This is a genomic window from Streptomyces tateyamensis, from assembly GCF_003205575.1.
Classification (GTDB): domain Bacteria; phylum Actinomycetota; class Actinomycetes; order Streptomycetales; family Streptomycetaceae; genus Kitasatospora; species Kitasatospora tateyamensis.
Genome location: NZ_PYBW01000140.1, coordinates 17704 through 34870, shown reverse-complemented (window position 1 = coordinate 34870; position 17167 = coordinate 17704). Strand labels below are relative to the sequence as shown.

The window sequence follows — 17167 nt, the reverse complement described above, 5'->3', positions numbered from 1 at the left end:
CCGGCACCGGCGGCGGCCACGGGCTGGCCGGGATGCGCGAGCGGGTCGCCGCGTACGGTGGTGAGCTGTCCGCCGGACCGCTGCCGGGCGGTGGCTGGCGGGTGGCGGCCACCCTGGACCTCGACCCCGACCGCCTGGAGGCGCTCCGATGACCGTCCGCGTCCTGCTGGTGGACGACCAGCCGCTGCTGCGGGTGGCGTTCACCCTGGTGCTGGACTCGCAGCCGGACCTGGAGGTGGTCGGCGAGGCCGAGGACGGCGCCGCCGCCGTGCGGCTGGTCGCCGAGCACACGCCGGACGTGGTGCTGATGGACGTGCGGATGCCGGGCATGGACGGCATCGAGGCGACCAAGCGGATCGTCGACCAGTCGCCCGACACCAAGGTGCTCATCATGACCACCTTCGACCTCGACGAGTACGCCTTCGCCGGGCTGCGGGCCGGCGCCTCGGGCTTCCTGCTGAAGAACGCCCAGCCCGCCGAACTGCTCAGCGCGATCCGCAGCGTGGCGGCCGGCGACGCGGTGGTGGCGCCGCGGATCACCCGCCGGCTGCTGGACCGCTTCGCCTCCCAGCTGCCCGCCGACGGCAGCTCGGCCGACCGCGGCGAGGCCGCCGTGGAGGCGCTCACCACCCGCGAGCGCAGCGTGCTGGTGCAGGTGGCCCGGGGCCTGTCCAACGCCGAGGTGGCCGCCGAGCTGTTCCTGGCCGAGGCCACCGTGAAGACCCACGTGAGCCGGATCCTGCTCAAGCTCGGGCTGCGCGACCGGGTCCAGGCGGTGGTCTTCGCGTACGAAAACCGATTGGTCCATCCCAGCTGAGCGGGACACAATCACCGGATGACCGAAGACCTGACCGTCCGCCGCCGCCTCGCCATGCGCAACTGCCGGCGGATGCTGGCCACCGAACGCCCGCTGACCGTGCGCGAGCAACTCGCCGAGCTGTCCGCGCTGGACGTCCCGGAGGTGCTGGACGAGCTGCCCGACTTCTACGCCTCGGGCGGGGCGCTCACCCGGCTGGAGCAGCAGGTCGCCGACCTGCTCGGCAAGCCGGACGCCGTGTTCTTCCCCACCGGCACGATGGCCCAGCAGGTCGCGCTGCGCTACGGCGCCGAGCTGACCGGGCGGATCGGCGTGGCGCTGCACCCGATGAGCCACCTGCAGCGCTGGGAGCGCCAGGCCTACCAACAGCTGACCGGCCTGCGCGGGCTCTGGCCCACCGACGCGCCCCGCCCGTACACCGCGGCCGAACTGGCCGAGCTGGGCCAGCCGTACGGCACCGCGACCGTCGAACTCCCGCTGCGCGACGCGGGGTTCCTGCTACCGAGCTGGGCGGAGCTGACGGCGGTGGTGGACCAGGCCCGCTCGGCCGGCGCCCGGGTGCACTTCGACGGTGCCCGGCTGTGGGACTGCACCCCGCACTTCGGCCGCCCGCTCGCCGAGATCGCCGACCTGGCCGACAGCGTCTACGTCTCCCTCTACAAGACCCTGGGCGCGGTCCACGGCGCCGTGCTGGCCGGTGACGCGGCGCTGACCGCCTACGCCCGCACCTGGCGCCACCGCCACGGCGGCACCGTCTGGCAGAACTGGCCCGCCGCCCTGGGCGGCCTGGCCGGCCTGGCGCACGCCCTCCCCCGCGTCCCGGAGTGGACGGCCCACGCCCGACTGCTCGCCGAGGCCCTCTCCCGCCTCCCGGGCGCCCGCCTCAACCCGGCCGTCCCGCAGACCCACCAGTTCCAGCTCTACCTCCCCTACAGCGCCGACGCCCTCAACGCGGCCAACCTCCAACTCGCCGAGACCGAGCAGCTCTGGTTCGCCGGCGGCTGGTCCGACGCGGCCCCCGGCCTGGCGATGGCGGAGCTCACGATCCGGCGGTCCGCCCAGGAGTGGACGGCCGAGGACGTCCTGACAGCGGGCCGGCGCCTGCTGGAGCTGGCGGCGGCCCAGGCTCAGTAGCGATCGATGGCGGTGAGGTCGATGTCGACGGGGAAGGGGCGGTCGACCTTCAGGCGGTCGTGGTGAATGCCGGTCAGCCCGTAGCGGCCCCGATCCAGTTCGAACACGTAGACCACCGGCCGACGGCCGTCGGCCTGCTCCACCCGCCAGAAGTTCGGGATCCCGGCCTCGGCGTACTTCCTGGGCTTGACCACACGGTCACGCTGATCCGACTCCGGCGAGACGACCTCGCCCACGAGCAGGACGTCGGCGGCCTGGCAGTTGGTCTCCTCGGCCACCGCCGAGGCCCGCACCACGGAGATGTCCGGCTCCGGCCGGTCACGCTTGCCGAGCGTCACCGTCATCTCGCGGGACACGACGTAGTCGACCGGTGTCACCGCACGCAGGCCGGAGACCAACAGGTCGACAGCGAGCGAGTGAAAACGCCTCGGCGGCCTCACGAAGACCAGGCTCCCGTCGAGCAGCTCGGTGTGCGGCGAGAGGTCGGGCAGGCGGTCGAGGTCCTCAGCGGTGAACCCACCCGCGGGCGGGAAAACCCAGTCCGGCAAGGTAGTGATTTCTCCCATGCCGACGATCCTCGCCGACCTGCCGGCCTGTCGGGACGGGTTCCGCCGGCGGCCACCCTCGCGGGTGAACGCAGCCCCTCAGTACCGCACCGCCCGGGCCACGTTCGCCACCACCGTGCCGGACAGCTTGCGGTTGCTGGTGGCGGTCGCGTTGGCCGTCTGCCCCGCGTCCACCGGGCCCGGGTTCAGTACCGCGATGTCCAGCGTGCCGCCGCCCTGGTCCTTGAAGTCGACCTCGATCGTGTACCGCTGGGCCGAGGACTGGCTGTTCTTGACGGTGACCGGTACCTGGGCCTTGCCGTCCGCGGTCATGGTGACCGTCCCCAGGGTGACGTCCCCGGTGGCGTCCGCCCCGGCCGTGGCGCCGGCGAAGGCGGAGGAGGCGGCGGACGCTCCGGCCGAGAGCGCCGAGGAGGCCTGCGAGGCGGCCTGCGACCCGACCGAGGCCAGCGCCGACTGCGCCGCGCCGGCCGCCGAGGAGGCCACCGTGTTCACCTTGCTGCTGGTGCTGGAGGAGCACCCGGCCACCCCGGCGGCCAGGCAGAGAAGCGCTCCCGCCGCCAGGAGGCGACGGGAGCGACGGGAACGGCTGGTGGTGCGGTGCGACGGGGTCCGGCGGTCCACGGAGTGCCTCCTGTGTCGGCGAGCTACCCGCCCAGGCTCCGGCCGCTCGGACCCCGCCGCCACCGGAGCGGGGCGCCCGGGTGACGCGGACTCACATGCTCAGGTAGATCGCGCTGCCGACGCCCGCCACCATGCAGTAGATCGCGAACGGGGTCAGGCTCCGGTTCTCGAAGTACTTGGTGAGGAACTTCACCGAGACGTACCCCGCCACGAAGGCCGCGATCGAGCCGGCCACCAGCGGGCCGCGGATGCCCGCGCTCTCCGGCTTGAGCAGCTCGGGGAGCTTGAGGGCGGAGGCGGCCAGGATGACCGGGGTGGCGAGCAGGAAGGAGAACCGGGCCGCGTCCTCGTGGTTGAGCCCGCGCAGGATGCCGGTGCTCATGGTGACGCCGGAACGGCTGATGCCGGGCAGCAGGGCGAGGATCTGGGCTGCCCCGATCCAGGTGCCCTGACGGAAGGTCAGCTTGGCGATCCGGCGGTCGGACTCGATGTCCGCGTCCACGCCCGGGGTGTGCGCGGCCGCGGTGCCGGCCCGGCGGCGGCCGCCGCCACCGCGCTTGAGCCGCTCGGCGCCCAGCAGCACCAGACCGTTCAGCGCCAGGAACACGGCGGCCGGCAGCGGCTTGCCGAGCGCTGCCCGCAGCGCCTTCTCGGCGGCCAGCCCGGCCACGCCGACCGGGATGGTGCCCATGACCAGCAGCCAGGCCAGCTTCTGCTCGCTGGTCTCGATCCGGCGCTCGCGGATCGAGCTGAACAGGCCGCGCACCACCCGCACCCAGTCCCGGCGGAAGAAGACCACCAGGGCCAGTGCGGTGGCCAGGTGCAGGCCGACCAGCACCGTCAGGTAGGACGACTTGTCACCGGTCATCGACAGGTCGGTCTTGTAGGGGTCGCCCAGCAGCGCCGGGATCAGAATGCTGTGCCCCAGGCTGGAGACCGGGAAGAGCTCGGTCACACCCTGGAGCAGGCCCACGCCGATGGATTCCGGGTAGGTCAGGGACATGGCACACCCTCAGCTTCGTGATACGGGTCCGGGCAGAGGGCGCAAGCCTATCGAGGCGTGTCGGAACAGCCTCGGGCCCCTCCCCGCGAGAACGTACTACAGATCTGTAGACGCTCACCGGGGAGGGGCCCGAGTTCATCGGACCGTCATCGGAGCATCACTCGGGCTCGGCCGCCATCGCCGCGTCCGCCGCCTCCCGGACCACCCGCTCGCGCTTGCTGACCACCCCGTAGGCGCCGGCCGCCGCGGCCGCGAAGCCCAGCACGCCGAGCGCAGGCCTGTTGAACACGTGGCGGGTCAGCGCGTCCAGCGAGAGGGCGCCGGGCCCGGCCACCGACAGGGCCAGCGCGCAGGCGCCGAGCAGCGCGGGGTACTCGAAGCCGCCCTTGCTGGCGAAGAACCCGTGCGGGACGTGGACGGAGATCGCACCGGCCATGGTGCCGGCCACGATCGGCCCGGCCACCGGGGTGGCCAGCCCGGCGATCAGCAGCGCGCCGCCGCCCGCCTCGCCGAGCCCCGCGGCCAGCGCGGCCTGGCCGCCCGGCTTGAAGCCCATCGCCTCCATGCCCTGCGCGGTCCCCTCCAGCCCGCCGCCGCCGAACCAGCCGAACAGCTTCTGCGTGCCGTGCGAGAAGAGCACCCCACCCACGGCGGAGCGCAGCAGGAGCAGCCCGAAATCCTTACGGTTGACGCAACCCATGGTGTGTCCTCATCTCTGCGGTCCCCGTCCTCCATCCCAGCCGAGTCCGGGCCGCACCTCGACCCGGCGCAGCCATCCGGGGGATGCCGGGCGCCCGGCCGCGGGCGGCAGGATGGGCGCATGGAGACCGAGTACGAGATGGACGGCGCCGCCGCCACCGACCGCCGCTCGCTGTTCGCGGCGCTGGGCGCCGCGCTGAACGGCCCGGGCGGCTACTACGGCAGGAACCTGGACGCGCTGGTCGACTGCCTGCGCGGCGGGTTCGGGCCGCAGCCGCCGTTCACCCTGCACTGGCGCGACTTCGCGGTGGCCGACACCGCCCCCGCGCTGCGCGCCGGGTACGCCCGCGAGGTGGTCGAGGTACTGCGCGAGGCGGGCGTCACGGTGCGCCTGTCCTAGGCGGCGACCCCGCCTCGACATGCTGGAGGGATGTCCGCCCTCAACCTGAGCAGCGCCTTCATCACCTTCTTCGCCGTGGTCGGCCCGCCCAAGGTGCTGCTGACCTACGCCCACCTGGCGCGCAGCCGCACCAAGCAGCAGCTGACCAAGCTGGCGCTGCTCAGCTCGGTGCTGGCGGCGGGCGTGGGTGTGCTGATGGCCTTCCTCGCGGACGGGATCACCTCCTTCTTCCACGTCAGCGACGAGTCGCTGCAGCTGGCCGGCGGGGTGATCTTCTTCCTGTACGCGGTCGGCCTGGTGCTGGGGCTGCACTTCGGGACCAGCGAGGAGTACCAGGACGAACTGGACAACCCGCTGGTGGAGGGGGTGCGCGAGCTGATGCTGCCGTACGTGGCCAGCCCGCTGGCGATGACGGCGGTGATGGTCGAGTCGCTCACCAAGGACACCTGGAGCTGGCGGTTCACCGTCGCGGGCGCGTACTTCGCGGTGGTGGCGATCAACCTGGGCAGCGTCCTGCTGCTGGCCCCGCTGCTGCGCCGCACCCACCAGACCTCACTGGAGGTGCTCTCCCGGCTGCTCGGCCTGCTGCTGGCCGCGGTCGGCGTCGAGCTCTTCCTGGACGGGCTGTCCGGCCTGGGCGTGCACCTGACCCAGGGCGGGGGTCACTGAGGCCGCTCGGCCGGCGGGGTGACGGGCCGCCAGGGCACCGGGCTGGAGAGCACCATCGAGCTGGACGGCTGGCCGTACCCGGCGAGGCGGTCGATCAGCACCTCGAACTCGGCCATCCCGGGGACCGCCACCAGCAGCACGCAGCAGGCCCCGCCGGTCACCCGGTGCAGTTGCAGCACCTCCGGCCACTGGGCCACCTGCGGGTCGCGCAGCACGCACCGGTGCCCGTAGCACTCCACCTGCACCAGCGCGGTCACCGGCAGCCCGGCCCGGGCCAAATCCACGTGCGCGTGGTAGCCGCCGATCACCCCGTCGGCCTCCAGCCGGCGCACCCGCTCGGCCACCGCCGGGGCGGACAGGCTGACCCGGCGGGACAGCTCGTTGTAGGAGAGCCGGGCGTCCGCCTGCAGTTCGGCGAGCAGTCGGCGGTCGAGGGCGTCCATCGCGGGCTCCGGTTGTCGATCGGCAGGTCCGGCGGCGAAACTGCTCGCAATCGCAAAGCCGTCCGCCCGATCCGGTGTTCGACGCCCATTCAAGACCGTGCCGGACCGCCGGACAATAGCCGCGTACCAGGCCACACCTGCGAGGGGATCACCGCCATGGCCGCGTCCACCGTCCACAAGCCCAACCTGGCCTTCGCTCCCGAGGCGGAGCAGGCCAGCGGTGCCACCCCGTACGAGCGGTACGCCCGGCTGGACGTGCTGCACACCCTCCAGCAGCCGCGCAGCAAGGTCGACGCGGAGCTCTCCTTCATCATCACCACCCAGGTGATGGAGCTGCTCTTCGACCTGCTCCGGCACGAGTGGCAGCTGGCCCAGCAGGCGCTGCGCGAGGACCGGGTGACCGAGGCGCTGGCCGCGCTGCGCCGCGGCTGCCACGTCCAGGACGTGCTGAACTCCTCCTGGGACCTGCTGGCCACGCTGACCCCGGTGGAGTTCAGCGCCTTCCGCCCGGTGCTCGGCGAGGCCTCCGGCTTCCAGTCCTCGGCCTACCTGCGGCTGGAGTTCATGCTCGGCAACAAGTCCGAGCGGCTGCTGGAGATGTACCAGGGCGCGCCGGACGTCCAGCAGGAGCTGGCCGCCGTGCTGCGCGGCCCCGGCCTGTACGACGACGCGCTGGCGCTGCTGGCCCGCCGCGGCCTGCTCGCCGAGCCGGTGGAGCCGGGCACCGGCCGCTACCGGCCCAGCGAGGCGGTCGCCGCCGCCTGGCTGCAGGTCTACACGGGCCCGGCGCAGGCGGAGCTCGCGGGCCTGGCCGAGGCGCTGCTGGACACCGCCGAGCGGGTCTCCCGCTGGCGCCAGCGGCACTACGCCTCGGTCAAGCGGACCATGGGTGCCAAGCCAGGCAGCGGCGGTTCCAGCGGCCTGAGCTGGCTCAAGGCCGCCGCCGACCAGGACGTCTTCCCCGAGCTGTGGACCGTGCGGGGTGCGCTGTGACCCAGCCCGCCGTGCAGCCGCCCGCCTCCCCTGCCTCGCCCGGCTCCCCCGCCTCGCGCGCCGACTGCCTGGCGCTGGACGCCGCCGACCCGCTGGCGCCGCTGCGCGCCGAGTTCGCCCTGCCCAAGGACCGGATCTACCTGGACGGGAACTCGCTCGGCGTGCTTCCGGTGCGCACGCCGGAGCTGGTGCGGCGCACCGTGGAGCAGGAGTGGGGCCAGGGCCTGATCACCAGTTGGAACGAGGCCGGCTGGGTCGACCTGCCGTTCACCCTGGGCGCCCAGCTGGCCCCGCTGATCGGGGCGGGCGGGCACGAGGTGCTGGTCTGCGACTCGGTCTCGGTCAACCTGTTCAAGGTGCTGACCGCGGCGCTGCGGCTGCGCCCGGGGCGGCGCACCGTGCTGGGCGAGCGGACCACCTTCCCGACCGACCTGTACATCGCCGAGGGGGTCACCGGGCTGTTCGAGGGCGGGCGGACCGTCCTGCTCGACTCGCTGGACGAGCTGGACGCGCGCCTGACCGAGGACGTCGCGGTGGTGGTGCTCTCCCAGGTGGACTACCGCACGGGCGTGCTGCTGGACCTGGCCGAGATCACCGAGCGGGTGCACCGGGCCGGCGCGCTGATGGTCTGGGACCTGTGCCACTCGGCCGGCGCGCTGCCGATCGAGCTGGCCGCGGCCGGCGTCGACTTCGCCGTCGGCTGCACCTACAAGTACCTCAACTGCGGTCCGTGCGCCCCGAGTTACCTGTACGTCGCGGAGCGGCACCAGGGTGTCGCCGAGCAGCCGCTGACCGGCTGGTTCGGCCACGCAGAGCCGTTCGCCTTCGTCCCCGAGTACCGCCCGGCGGACGGGATCGGACGGTTCCTCACCAGTTTCCCGCCGCTGCTGGCGCTGGCCGGGGTGCGGGCCTCGCTGGAGGTCTGGCAGCAGGTGGACCTGGCCCAGGTGCGGGCCAAGAGCCTCGCGCTGACCGGCCTGTTCATGGACCGGCTGGCCGAGCTGGACGTGGTGACCCCGCGCGAGCCCGAGCGGCGCGGCAGCCAGGTGGCGATCCGGCACCCGGACGGGTTCCCGGTGGTGCAGGCGCTGATCGAGCGCGGGGTGATCGGCGACTTCCGCGCCCCGGACCTGATGCGGTTCGGCTTCACCCCGCTGTACACGTCGTACACCGAGGCCTGGGACGCGGCCGAGGCGGTGCGCGAGGTGCTGGCCAGTGGCGAGTGGCGGGCCGAGCGGTTCTCCCGGCGCGGCGCGGTCACCTGACCTCGCTCCGGGCGCTGGGGACTGGCGCGGGGTCAGGTCAGCTACGGCTCTGACCCCGCGCCGGCAGTTCAGCCGTGCCGACCGCGCCGGCTGCTCAGCCGGTGGCCGAGCAGCAGCGCCCCCGCACCTGCGATCAGCAGGGCGCCGGCCGCGCCGAGCAGGCCGGAGGAGCCGGCGCCGCCGGTGTTCGGCAGCGTCCCGCTCTGGCTGGGGCCCGGGCCCGAGGTCGTGCTCCCGCTGGGGGCCGGGGTCCGCGAGGCGGTCGGGCTCGGCGTGGGCGTCGCGCTCCCGGTCGGCGAAGGCGTCGGGGTCGGGGTCGGAGTCGGTGTGGGCGTGGGCGTCGGGGTGGGAGTCGGCGTGGGCGTCGGGGTCGGCGTGCTGCCGCAGTCCGGCAGGTCGCCGTCGAACGGGTAGGCGTGCAGCTCGTACCCGCCGCCGCCGCTGGTCTGCAGCAGGTTGCCCGCCAGGTAGACCCGGCCGTTGACGCCCGCCGCGGAGAGCGTGGTGGTGCCGTTCGGGTTGCCTGCCAGCACCGAGCCCTGGAACTGGCTTCCGCCGGTGACGGTCCCGTTGCTCGCGGTCGGGAAGTTCCACATCAGCCTGGGCCGCAGCGCGGTCAGCGGGTCGCCGCTCTCCCCCGTGCCGCTGTAGGTGTTGACCGTCGGGCTGTCGCCCAGCATGTTGACGATCACCGTCGCGCCGGCCGGGATGCCGTTGAAGACCAGCCCGATCTGGCCGCCGCTGCTGCTGGTCAGGTTCCGGCTGACGTTGAAGACCTGCCGGGCGCTGATCCCGTCACCGGTGAAGGTCGCCTCGCTGTTGGTGACCGCGACCGTGCCGGTGGCGGTCTGCTTGGCCGCACAGCTGGAGAACTCCTCGATGGTGGTGCGCAGCGGGGCGTAGGTGTCCTTGACCGCGGTGTCGTGGATCTGCCGGCCGGTCGGCTCGACGGTGACGGTACCGCTGGTGGCGCCCCCGTAGCGCAGGTTGCCGTAGGCGATCGAGGTCGGCGGGGAGTCGGGGCCGCCGATGGTGATCGAGTTGCCCGCCTTGGCCGTCACGTCGCCGCCGACGGTGACGAAGTCGTGGCCGTCAGGCGGCGGGACCCGGGAGCCGACCCCGACCACGCTCAGGTTGAAGAGGCCGCCGCCGTTCTTGTCCACCGTCAGGTTGCCGAGCGTGACCACCCAGCCCTCCGCCTCGGCGGCCCGGCCGGTCACCGTGTAGTCGCCGCCGGCGAAGATGTTGATGTGGGAGTCCCGGCCGGCGAAGGCACCGTTGTTCGGCGGGTTCCAGCTGGACGGGCAGTCCGGCCCGCCGCACGGGCCCAGCGGCGGTGGGAACGCGATCGCACCCGCCTGCGGCAGTGGGAGCGACATGGCCGCCATCGCGACCGCCGCCACCAGTGCTGCCTTGCTCGCGTGCCTCATACAGACCTGCCCCTTCCCTCCGCCGACCGGCTGCCCGCACCGTCATACCGGGTCATCAAAGGGGAAATCGGACATCGGCGACGGCCTGCGACACCGCACCACCCGGAAAAGCCATATGAACGTCACCCGGGCGGCTCAATCCGGGACCGCCGACCAGGGCCGTTCGGGACGGGTGTTAGCGTGCCAGGCGGACCCGCGGCGCGCGTGGGCCGACGGACCGAGTGAAGGCTGCCGAAGATCCCATGGCCAAGTTCCTGCTGAGCCTGCACGTGCTGGCTGCCGTCATCGCCATCGGACCGGTGACTGTCGCCGCCAGCATGTTCCCGCGCGTGGCGCGCACCGCTCTGGCGGCGGGCCCCGAGAGCGGTGCCGCCGGCTCGGTGCGGGTGCTGCACCGGATCACCCAGGTCTACGCCGCGATCGGCGTCGCCGTCCCGGTGCTCGGCATCGGCACCGCGCAGGTGATGCACCTGATGAGCAGCGCCTGGATCATCACCTCGCTGGTGCTGACCGTGCTCGCCGCCCTGGTGGTGCTGGTCCTGATGCTGCCCCGCCAGGAGGCCGTGGTCACCGCGCTGGCCGGCGAGGGCGAGGTCAGCAGCGAGGCCGACGGGGCCGGCGCGCTCGCCGGGCTCAAGCTGCTGACCATGAGCACCGGCCTCTTCTCGCTGCTCTGGGCCGTGGTCACCGTGCTGATGGTGGTCCGCCCGGGTTCCAGCACGCACGCCTGACGGTTCGTCAGGGACCGTTCCAGGCAGGGTGCCTGGGATCGTCCAATCGGACCGTCAGCTCGGCGGCGGCCTCCGGCCGGACCTCGGCGGCGTACCGCGCGAAGGCCGGCAGCGTCCACTGCTCGGCCTCGGGGGTGCGCCGGGCCAGCGCCGCCGGGCTGAGCAGCAGGTGCACGCTCAGGTCGAACGGGAACCAGCGCCCGAGCAGCAGCGGCCCGTCCACCAGCACCACGGTGCCCGGGGCGAGCCGGCGGTAGGGACTGCGGGTGGCCCGGTCGGTGACCGGGTCGTACAGGTCGGGCAGGATCTTCCCGCTGCCGCCCGGGTCCAGCGGGGTGAAGACCTCCCGGAACAGCGCGTTGTCGTCCAGCCAGCCGCCGTAGTAGGCGTCCGCGTCCTGGTGGCCGTACTCCAGCCGCAGCGAGGCCGGGCGCAGGAAGCCGCCGGCCGGCACCCGCTGCACCGCGCGCCCGCGCAGCCGCAGTTCCTCGGCTAGCGCCTCGGCCAGCCGGCCCGGCTCGGCGGCCGGCGCCCCGTCCAGCGCGATCCGCGGCCAGGCGCCGCCGTCCGCGGGCGCCAGGGCCTCGATCCGGTCCGCCAGCGCGGTGGTCAGCCCGGCCCAGCTGATCGGCTGCAGTCGCATCGCTCCTCCTCCTCACCGACGGCCGCTCCTGCCCGCTCCTGCCCGCTCACCGCCCGGGCGGTGCCACCAGGCCCGACTCGTAGGCGGTGATCACCAGCTGCACCCGGTCCCGGGCCTCCAACTTGCTGAACAGCCTGGCCACGTGGGCCTTGGCGGTGGCCACGCTGATGAACAGCTCGGCGGCGATCTCGCTGTTGGACAGGCCCCGCCCGACCAGGGTGAGCACCTCGCGCTCGCGTTCGGTGACCTGCTCCAGTGCCCGGACCGACGGTGCGGGCGCGGCCGGCTCGGGCCGACCCGCGAACTCGGCGATCAGCCGGCGGGTGACGCTCGGCGCGATCAGCGCCTCGCCCGCCGCCACCACCCGGATCGCGCCCAGGATCTCCTCCAGCGCCATGTCCTTGACCAGGAAGCCGCTGGCCCCGGCCCGCAGCGCGCCGTACACGTAGTCGTCGTCGTCGAAGGTGGTGAGCATCAGCACCTTGGCCAGGCCCTCGCCCGCGGTGACCTGCCGGGTGGCCTCGATGCCGTCCATGCCCGGCATCCGGATGTCCATCACCACCACGTCCGGGCGCAGCTCGCGGGCCAGCGCCAGCGCCTCGGCCCCGTTGCCCGCCTCGCCGACCACCGCCAAGTCCTCGGTGTCGCTGATCAGCACCCGCAGGCCGGCCCGGACCAGCGGCTGGTCGTCGGCGAGAACCACCCGGATCACTTGGACTCCTCTCCCGTCGAGGCCGGCAGCGGGAGCCGCGCGGACACCTGGAAACCACCGTCGGGCCGGTTGCCGGCCCGCAGCGAACCGTGCAGCAACGCCACCCGCTCGCGCATTCCGACCAGCCCGTAGCCGCCCGCCCGGTCCGGGTCGGCGCCGCGCCCCTCGTCCACGATCTCCAGGGCCAGTTCGTCCGGCCGCTGGTCGAGCTCCACCAGGCAGAAGTCGGTGCCCGCGTGGCGCACCACGTTGGTCAGCGCCTCCTGGACGATCCGGTAGGCGGACAGCTCGATCTCGGCCGGCAGCGGGCGCCGTTCGCCGCTGCGGCGCAGCTCCACCCGGACCCCGGCCGTGGTGGTCCGGGCCACCAGCTCCGCCAGCCCGTCCAGCCCGGGCGACGGATCGAGCGGGGCCGCCGAGCGGCCCGGTTCGGCCTGGCGCAGCGCACCGAGCATCCGGCGCAGCCCCGCCAGGGTCTCCCGGCTGGTGGTCTCGATCACCCGCAACGCACTGGCCGCCTCGGCGGGCTGACGCTCGATCACCCGTGCTCCGACACCGGCCTGGATCGCGATGATGCCGATGCTGTGCGCCACCATGTCGTGCAACTCCCGGGCGATCCGCAGCCGTTCGGCGGTCACCGCCTGCGCGGCCGCCTGCCCGCGCAACTCCGCGGCGTGTTCGCGGTTCTGCCGCGCCGAGTTGCCGCTCAGCCAGGAGACCAGGAAGAGCAGCACCAGCAGCCAGACCCGGGTGTTCTGCAGGTGGAACTGGACCAGGTAGGGAGAGGAGTGCACGCGGTTGTACCAGGAGACACCGAGGGCGATCAGGACCAGCGAGCCCGCCGAGGTGCGCCGCCGGCAGTTCGCGGCCACGTAGTGCAGCGCGACGATCGCCCCCGCGCAGTAGGCGAGTTCGGGCACCTGGTCGCCGGCGGCGTCCGACAGGTAGTCCGCGTCGACCAGGCTGAACAGCAGCGCCGGCATCGGGTGGCGGCGCAGCAGCACGGCCGCGCCCGCCGTCAGGCCGAGGTTGAAGACCAGCTGGCGCGGGTCGTTCGGCGTCAGCAGCCACCAGAACACCCCCTGCTGCCAGCCGCGGTAGAAGTTCGCGCCGACCTGGCCCGCGTACCAGGCGAGCAGCAGCCAGCAGGCGGGCGGGACGCGCCGCAGCAGCGGTGGGCGGACGGTGGTGGGCATGATCCCGATCGTATCCGTCCGGTCCCGGGCCGGCATTGGCCCACGGGCGTACGCCCCGGGATGCGGGGCCGGCCGCCGGTTGTCGCCGCCGGACCGATGCCCGCAGGTACGGCCGGGCGCCAGGGTCGGCACTGTGATCGGAGCAACCGACCTGACGAAGCGTTACGGGAGGACCAGTGATCCTGGTGTTGGTGGTCGCGCCGTCCGCGGTCCCGGTCAACCACCACTGGCAGGCGGTGCCGGCTCATGTCCTGCCGCTCGACGCCTGCAGCGGCTGCGCGAGACCGGGCACCCGGCGTGGTTCAGGGACGCGTTCCGCAGCACCGAGGGCGGGGCCTGGCTGGTACTGGCGACGTGGGCGCCGGCGGCTGCGGCGATCACGGTGCTGTCGGTGCGGCGGCGGGACCTCTGACACCCGCCGCGCAGCTCGCACCACCCGGTGCCCGTGGCTGCGGCTTCGCGGCCCGGGGCGGCTGTCACGGCAGCGAGGCCACCGCCGCCCGGGCCTCGGCGACCGCCCTGGCGTCCATCGCCGGCGCCCGGCCGCACAGGGTGCGGAACGACTCCACCGCCGCCACCGCGCACAGCCCCGGGATCAGGTCCACACTGCGCCGGGCCAGCCAGGCGGTGCCCCTGGTGAGCAGCCACCACAGGTCGGCCGCCCGGGACGGGGCCGGCGGGGCCGCCAGCTCAGCCGGCGGCGCGCCGACCGGCAGGCCGCGGGCGGCCAGCAGCGCGTGGAACTGACGGGCGATCAGCAGGTGCCCGAGCGGGCTCGGATGCAGCCGGTCCGCGCTGAGCAGTGCCCGGTCCCGCAGCCAGGGCAGCTCGGCCAGGTGCAGGTGGATCGCCTGGTGCCGCTCGGAGAGCTCGTGCACCGCGGTGTTCACCGCCGCCATCCGCCGGGCCAGCGGCCGGCGCAGCGCCCCGGGCAGGCCCAGCAGCGCCCCCGGATCGGGCAGGCAGGCGGTGAGCACCAGCGCGCCGGCCGCGCCGAGTTCGCCCAGCGTGGTGTGCAGGGCCGCCACCGTGCGGGTGATCTCGAAGCCCGCCCGCAGGGTGTCGTTGCCCCCCACCACCACGGCCGCCACCTGCGGCCGCAACGCGAGCGCCGCATGGAGTTGACGGTCCGTCAGATCGGCGCACTGGGCACCGCTGACCGCCAGGTTGTGGTGCTCGACGGTGTCGCCCGCCGACGCCAGCGAGGGCGCCAGCAGGGTCGGCCAGCCGCGCCAGCCCCCCTCCGCCGGCGCGCCGACCCCCTCGGTGACCGAGTCGCCGAGCGCCACGAAGCAGAGCGCGCGGGCCCGCGGGGCGGGGGCCAGCGCGCCGTCCGGCAGCGTGGGCGCGGTCATCCGGCCGGCTCCAACTCGGCTCCGCCCGGCGCCGCCCGGCCTCCGGCCGCCGCAACCCCGCCCTGCTCGTGGACCGCCAGGAACGCCTCGACCGCCGCCGACCAGCTGTACCGCTCGGCCCTGGCGCGGGCCGCGGCCCGCCGCTCGGCCTCGGGGCGGGCCAGCAGTTCGCGCACCGCGGCGGCGAACCCGGCCCCGGTGTCGGGCGCCGCCAGCCCGGCCTCGCCGATGATGCCCGGCAGCGCCGAGGACCGGCTGGCCACCACCGGGGTGCCGCAGGCCAGCGCCTCCAGGGCGGCCAGGCCGAAGGTCTCGATCGGCCCGGGCGCCAGCACCACGTCGGCGGTGGCCAGCAGCGCGCTCAGCTCGGACCGGTCGGCCACGTGCCCGAGGAACCGGGCCGGCAGCAACTCGCGCTCGGCCCGGGCCGCCAGCTTGGCCTGCAGCGGCCCGGTGCCGGCCACCACGAGCCGCGCGGGCACGCCTGCCCGGTGCAGCTCGGCCAGCGCCTCCAGGGCCCGCCACGGGCGCTTCTCGGGCGACAGCCGCGAGCACATCACCAGCAGCGGCTGGGCCGGCTCGGCGTGGCGCGCACGCACAGCCGGGTCCTGCCGGTCCGGGTGCAGTTGGGCCAGGTCGACCCCCAGCGGCGCCTGCACCAGGTGCCGGACGCCGAGCCGGTGGAACTCCTCGGCGGCCCAGGCGGTGGTGCAGATGACGGTGTCGTAGCTGCGGGCGGTGCGCCGGTTCAGCCCGTCCGCGAGCGACCGGGCCAGCGGTGCGGGCAGGCCGCGGGTGCGCAGCAGCCCGGTGGCGTTCTCGTGCGAGACCATCGCGGCCGGCACGCCGTGCGCGCGGGCCCAACTGCCGGTCCAGCGCAGCGTGGTGCGGTCGGAGACCTCCAGCCGGTCCGGCGCCAGCGCGGCCAGGGCGCGCTCGACCGCCGGACGGTCGGTGAGCAGCCGGTAGCCGCCGCTGGCGGGCAGCACCGGGCCGGGCAGCGTGACCACCCGGCCCTGGTCGGTCTGCTCGTCCCGGTGCTCGGGTCCGGGGATCACCAGCACCGGCTCGTGCCCGGCCGCCAGGTAGCCCGCGCCCAGGTGGCGCAGGGCGGTGCGCAGGCCACCGGAGACCGGGGTGACGAAGTTCGCCAGCCGGACGATCCTCATACCGGCTGCTCCTCGGCCCGCTCGGCGGTCTGCGCGCGGTCGGCCGCGCTCTGCTGCTGGGGCACCAGCGCGGTCCCCGGCAGCTCGGCCAGCAGGTCGGCCGCCGGCCCGGCACACCGCTCGGCCACCGGCTCGTTGACCAGCTCGGCCAGCGGCTCGCCGCGGTGCTCGGCCACCACCTCGGCGTAGTGCCGCAGCAGCAGGTCGCCGATCGACTCCCAGCTGCGCGCCCGAACGTCCGCCCGCCCGGCCTTGCCGTACGCGGCGCGGCGGGCCGGGTCGGCGGCCAGCTCGGCCACCGCCTCGGTCACCGCCCGCACGTCGCGCGGGGCCACCAGCAGTCCGGTGCGCCGGTGCCCGACCAGGTCCAGCGGGCCGCCCGCGGCCGGCCCGACCACCGGGACGCCGCTGGCCATCGCCTCCTGGATGGTCTGGCAGAAGGTCTCCAGCGGACCGGTGTGCACGAACAGGTCCAGCGTGGCGTAACAGCGGGCCAGGTCCTCGCCGGTCCGCCGGCCCAGGAAGACCGCGCCCGGCAGCAGTTCCTTGAGCATGCCGGCGCTCGGGCCGTCACCGATGATCACCAGTCGGACGCCGGGCAGCGCGGCCACCCCGGCCAGCAGGTCGACCCGCTTCTCGGGGGCCAGCCGGCCCACGTAGCCGACCAGCACCTCACCGCCGGGGGCCAGCGCGCGGTGCAGCGCCTGGTCGCGGTGGCGCGGGTGGAAGCGCAGCGAGTCGACGCCGCGCGGCCACAGGTGGACCCGGGGCACGCCGTGCGCGGTGAGGTCCTGGGCGGCCGGGGTGGACGGGGCCAGGGTGCGGGCGGCGGACCGGTGGATGGTACGGATCCGGTGCCAGGCGGCAGCCGCGCCGAGCCCGCCGCCGACCCGGTAGGCCTGGGCGTAGCCGGCCAGGTCGGTCTGGTAGACGGCGACCGAGGGCAGGCCGAGCCGGCGGGCCTCACTGGCGCCGCGGGCGCCGATGATGAACGGGCTGGCCAGGTGGACGACGTCGGGCTGGTGCGCGGCGAGGGCGGCACCGAGCCGGGAGCTGGGCAGGGCGACCCGCACCTGCGGGTAGCCGGGCAGCGGGAGGGAGGGGATCCGGACCACCGGGAGCTCGGTGGCGTCGGGCCCGAAGGAGTGGGCGGGGACGGTCGAGCCCCGGGCCGGCGCGGGGGTGATCACCAGGGGCTGGTGGCCGCGCCGGACCAGGTGCTCGGCGGTGCGGAGCACGCTGTGGGCTACGCCGTTGACTTCCGGCGGAAAGGACTCGGTGACGATGGCGACACGCATGCCATGGTTCTTGCCGGACA

General features: G+C 74.4%; 19 protein-coding genes. 7 read left to right on the top strand and 12 right to left on the bottom strand.

Features of this window, described 5'->3' with window-relative positions:
• The first annotated feature begins 148 nt into the window (after positions 1–148).
• Positions 149–817 carry a response regulator gene (locus tag C7C46_RS29430; RefSeq protein WP_110672969.1) on the top strand — a complete coding sequence of 223 codons (669 nt, stop codon included), beginning with the start codon at positions 149–151 and terminating at the stop codon, positions 815–817.
• Positions 818–835: 18 nt separating this feature from the next.
• Positions 836–1951: a threonine aldolase family protein gene (locus C7C46_RS29425; RefSeq protein ID WP_110672968.1), complete on the top strand. Its 1116-nt coding sequence runs from the start codon at positions 836–838 to the stop codon at positions 1949–1951.
• Here C7C46_RS29425 and C7C46_RS29420 read toward each other — a convergent pair.
• From C7C46_RS29420 to C7C46_RS29405, 4 genes are all read right to left on the bottom strand, one after another.
• A complete protein-coding gene (locus C7C46_RS29420; protein WP_110672967.1) occupies positions 1945–2517 on the bottom strand; it encodes a Uma2 family endonuclease in 573 nt (190 codons plus the stop codon). The two genes, C7C46_RS29425 and C7C46_RS29420, sit on opposite strands and share 7 nt — an antisense overlap.
• 78 nt (positions 2518–2595) lie before the next feature.
• Positions 2596–3141 carry a hypothetical protein gene (locus C7C46_RS35410; protein ID WP_181442598.1) on the bottom strand — a complete coding sequence of 182 codons (546 nt, stop codon included), beginning with the start codon at positions 3139–3141 and terminating at the stop codon, positions 2596–2598.
• A gap of 91 nt (positions 3142–3232) precedes the next feature.
• Positions 3233–4144 (bottom strand): undecaprenyl-diphosphate phosphatase, encoded by a 912-nt coding sequence (locus C7C46_RS29410; RefSeq protein ID WP_110672966.1) that lies wholly within the window; start codon positions 4142–4144, stop codon positions 3233–3235.
• Between the two features lie 157 nt (positions 4145–4301).
• Positions 4302–4844: a DoxX family protein gene (locus tag C7C46_RS29405; protein ID WP_110672965.1), complete on the bottom strand. Its 543-nt coding sequence runs from the start codon at positions 4842–4844 to the stop codon at positions 4302–4304.
• A 120-nt stretch (positions 4845–4964) separates the two neighbouring features.
• Between C7C46_RS29405 and C7C46_RS29400 the strand changes: the two genes are divergently transcribed.
• The gene (locus tag C7C46_RS29400) at positions 4965–5243 is read left to right on the top strand and encodes a barstar family protein (protein WP_110672964.1); all 279 of its coding nucleotides are present in this window, start codon (positions 4965–4967) and stop codon (positions 5241–5243) included.
• Between the two features lie 30 nt (positions 5244–5273).
• Complete coding sequence (locus C7C46_RS29395) at positions 5274–5912, top strand: MarC family protein (RefSeq protein ID WP_110672963.1); 639 nt, start codon at positions 5274–5276, stop codon at positions 5910–5912.
• Here C7C46_RS29395 and C7C46_RS29390 read toward each other — a convergent pair.
• Complete coding sequence (locus C7C46_RS29390) at positions 5906–6355, bottom strand: Lrp/AsnC family transcriptional regulator (RefSeq protein WP_110672962.1); 450 nt, start codon at positions 6353–6355, stop codon at positions 5906–5908. The genes C7C46_RS29395 and C7C46_RS29390 overlap by 7 nt on opposite strands.
• A 156-nt stretch (positions 6356–6511) precedes the next feature.
• Here C7C46_RS29390 and C7C46_RS29385 point away from each other — a divergent pair, with 156 nt between their 5' ends.
• Together C7C46_RS29385 and kynU are read left to right on the top strand one after the other, a co-directional pair.
• Positions 6512–7348 carry a tryptophan 2,3-dioxygenase gene (locus tag C7C46_RS29385; RefSeq protein WP_110672961.1) on the top strand — a complete coding sequence of 279 codons (837 nt, stop codon included), beginning with the start codon at positions 6512–6514 and terminating at the stop codon, positions 7346–7348.
• The gene (kynU, locus tag C7C46_RS29380; RefSeq protein ID WP_245985147.1) at positions 7345–8613 is read left to right on the top strand and encodes a kynureninase; all 1269 of its coding nucleotides are present in this window, start codon (positions 7345–7347) and stop codon (positions 8611–8613) included. Before C7C46_RS29385 ends, kynU begins: the two co-directional genes overlap by 4 nt.
• A 68-nt stretch (positions 8614–8681) precedes the next feature.
• Here kynU and C7C46_RS29375 read toward each other — a convergent pair whose 3' ends face one another.
• A complete protein-coding gene (locus tag C7C46_RS29375) occupies positions 8682–10043 on the bottom strand; it encodes a choice-of-anchor A family protein (RefSeq protein ID WP_181442597.1) in 1362 nt (453 codons plus the stop codon).
• A 242-nt stretch (positions 10044–10285) separates the two neighbouring features.
• On the opposite strand from C7C46_RS29375, the gene C7C46_RS29370 reads away from it, so the two are divergent.
• On the top strand, positions 10286–10774 hold the full coding sequence (locus C7C46_RS29370; RefSeq protein ID WP_110672960.1) for a hypothetical protein: 489 nt from the start codon (positions 10286–10288) through the stop codon (positions 10772–10774).
• 7 nt (positions 10775–10781) lie between these two features.
• On the opposite strand, the gene C7C46_RS29365 is transcribed toward C7C46_RS29370, so the two are convergent.
• From C7C46_RS29365 to C7C46_RS29340, 6 genes are all read right to left on the bottom strand, one after another.
• Complete coding sequence (locus tag C7C46_RS29365) at positions 10782–11417, bottom strand: nucleoside/nucleotide kinase family protein (RefSeq protein ID WP_110672959.1); 636 nt, start codon at positions 11415–11417, stop codon at positions 10782–10784.
• Between the two features lie 46 nt (positions 11418–11463).
• Positions 11464–12129, bottom strand: a complete 666-nt coding sequence (locus tag C7C46_RS29360; RefSeq protein WP_110672958.1) for a response regulator — start codon at positions 12127–12129, stop codon at positions 11464–11466.
• On the bottom strand, positions 12126–13325 hold the full coding sequence (locus tag C7C46_RS29355; RefSeq protein WP_110672957.1) for a sensor histidine kinase: 1200 nt from the start codon (positions 13323–13325) through the stop codon (positions 12126–12128). The genes C7C46_RS29360 and C7C46_RS29355 overlap by 4 nt, the downstream gene beginning before the upstream one ends.
• A gap of 476 nt (positions 13326–13801) precedes the next feature.
• Positions 13802–14680: an SGNH/GDSL hydrolase family protein gene (locus tag C7C46_RS37460; protein ID WP_110672956.1), complete on the bottom strand. Its 879-nt coding sequence runs from the start codon at positions 14678–14680 to the stop codon at positions 13802–13804.
• Positions 14677–15849: a glycosyltransferase gene (locus tag C7C46_RS29345; RefSeq protein WP_110672955.1), complete on the bottom strand. Its 1173-nt coding sequence runs from the start codon at positions 15847–15849 to the stop codon at positions 14677–14679. The genes C7C46_RS37460 and C7C46_RS29345 overlap by 4 nt, the downstream gene beginning before the upstream one ends.
• On the bottom strand, positions 15846–17147 hold the full coding sequence (locus C7C46_RS29340) for a glycosyltransferase family 4 protein (RefSeq protein ID WP_110672954.1): 1302 nt from the start codon (positions 17145–17147) through the stop codon (positions 15846–15848). The genes C7C46_RS29345 and C7C46_RS29340 overlap by 4 nt, the downstream gene beginning before the upstream one ends.
• Between the last annotated feature and the right edge of the window lie 20 nt (positions 17148–17167).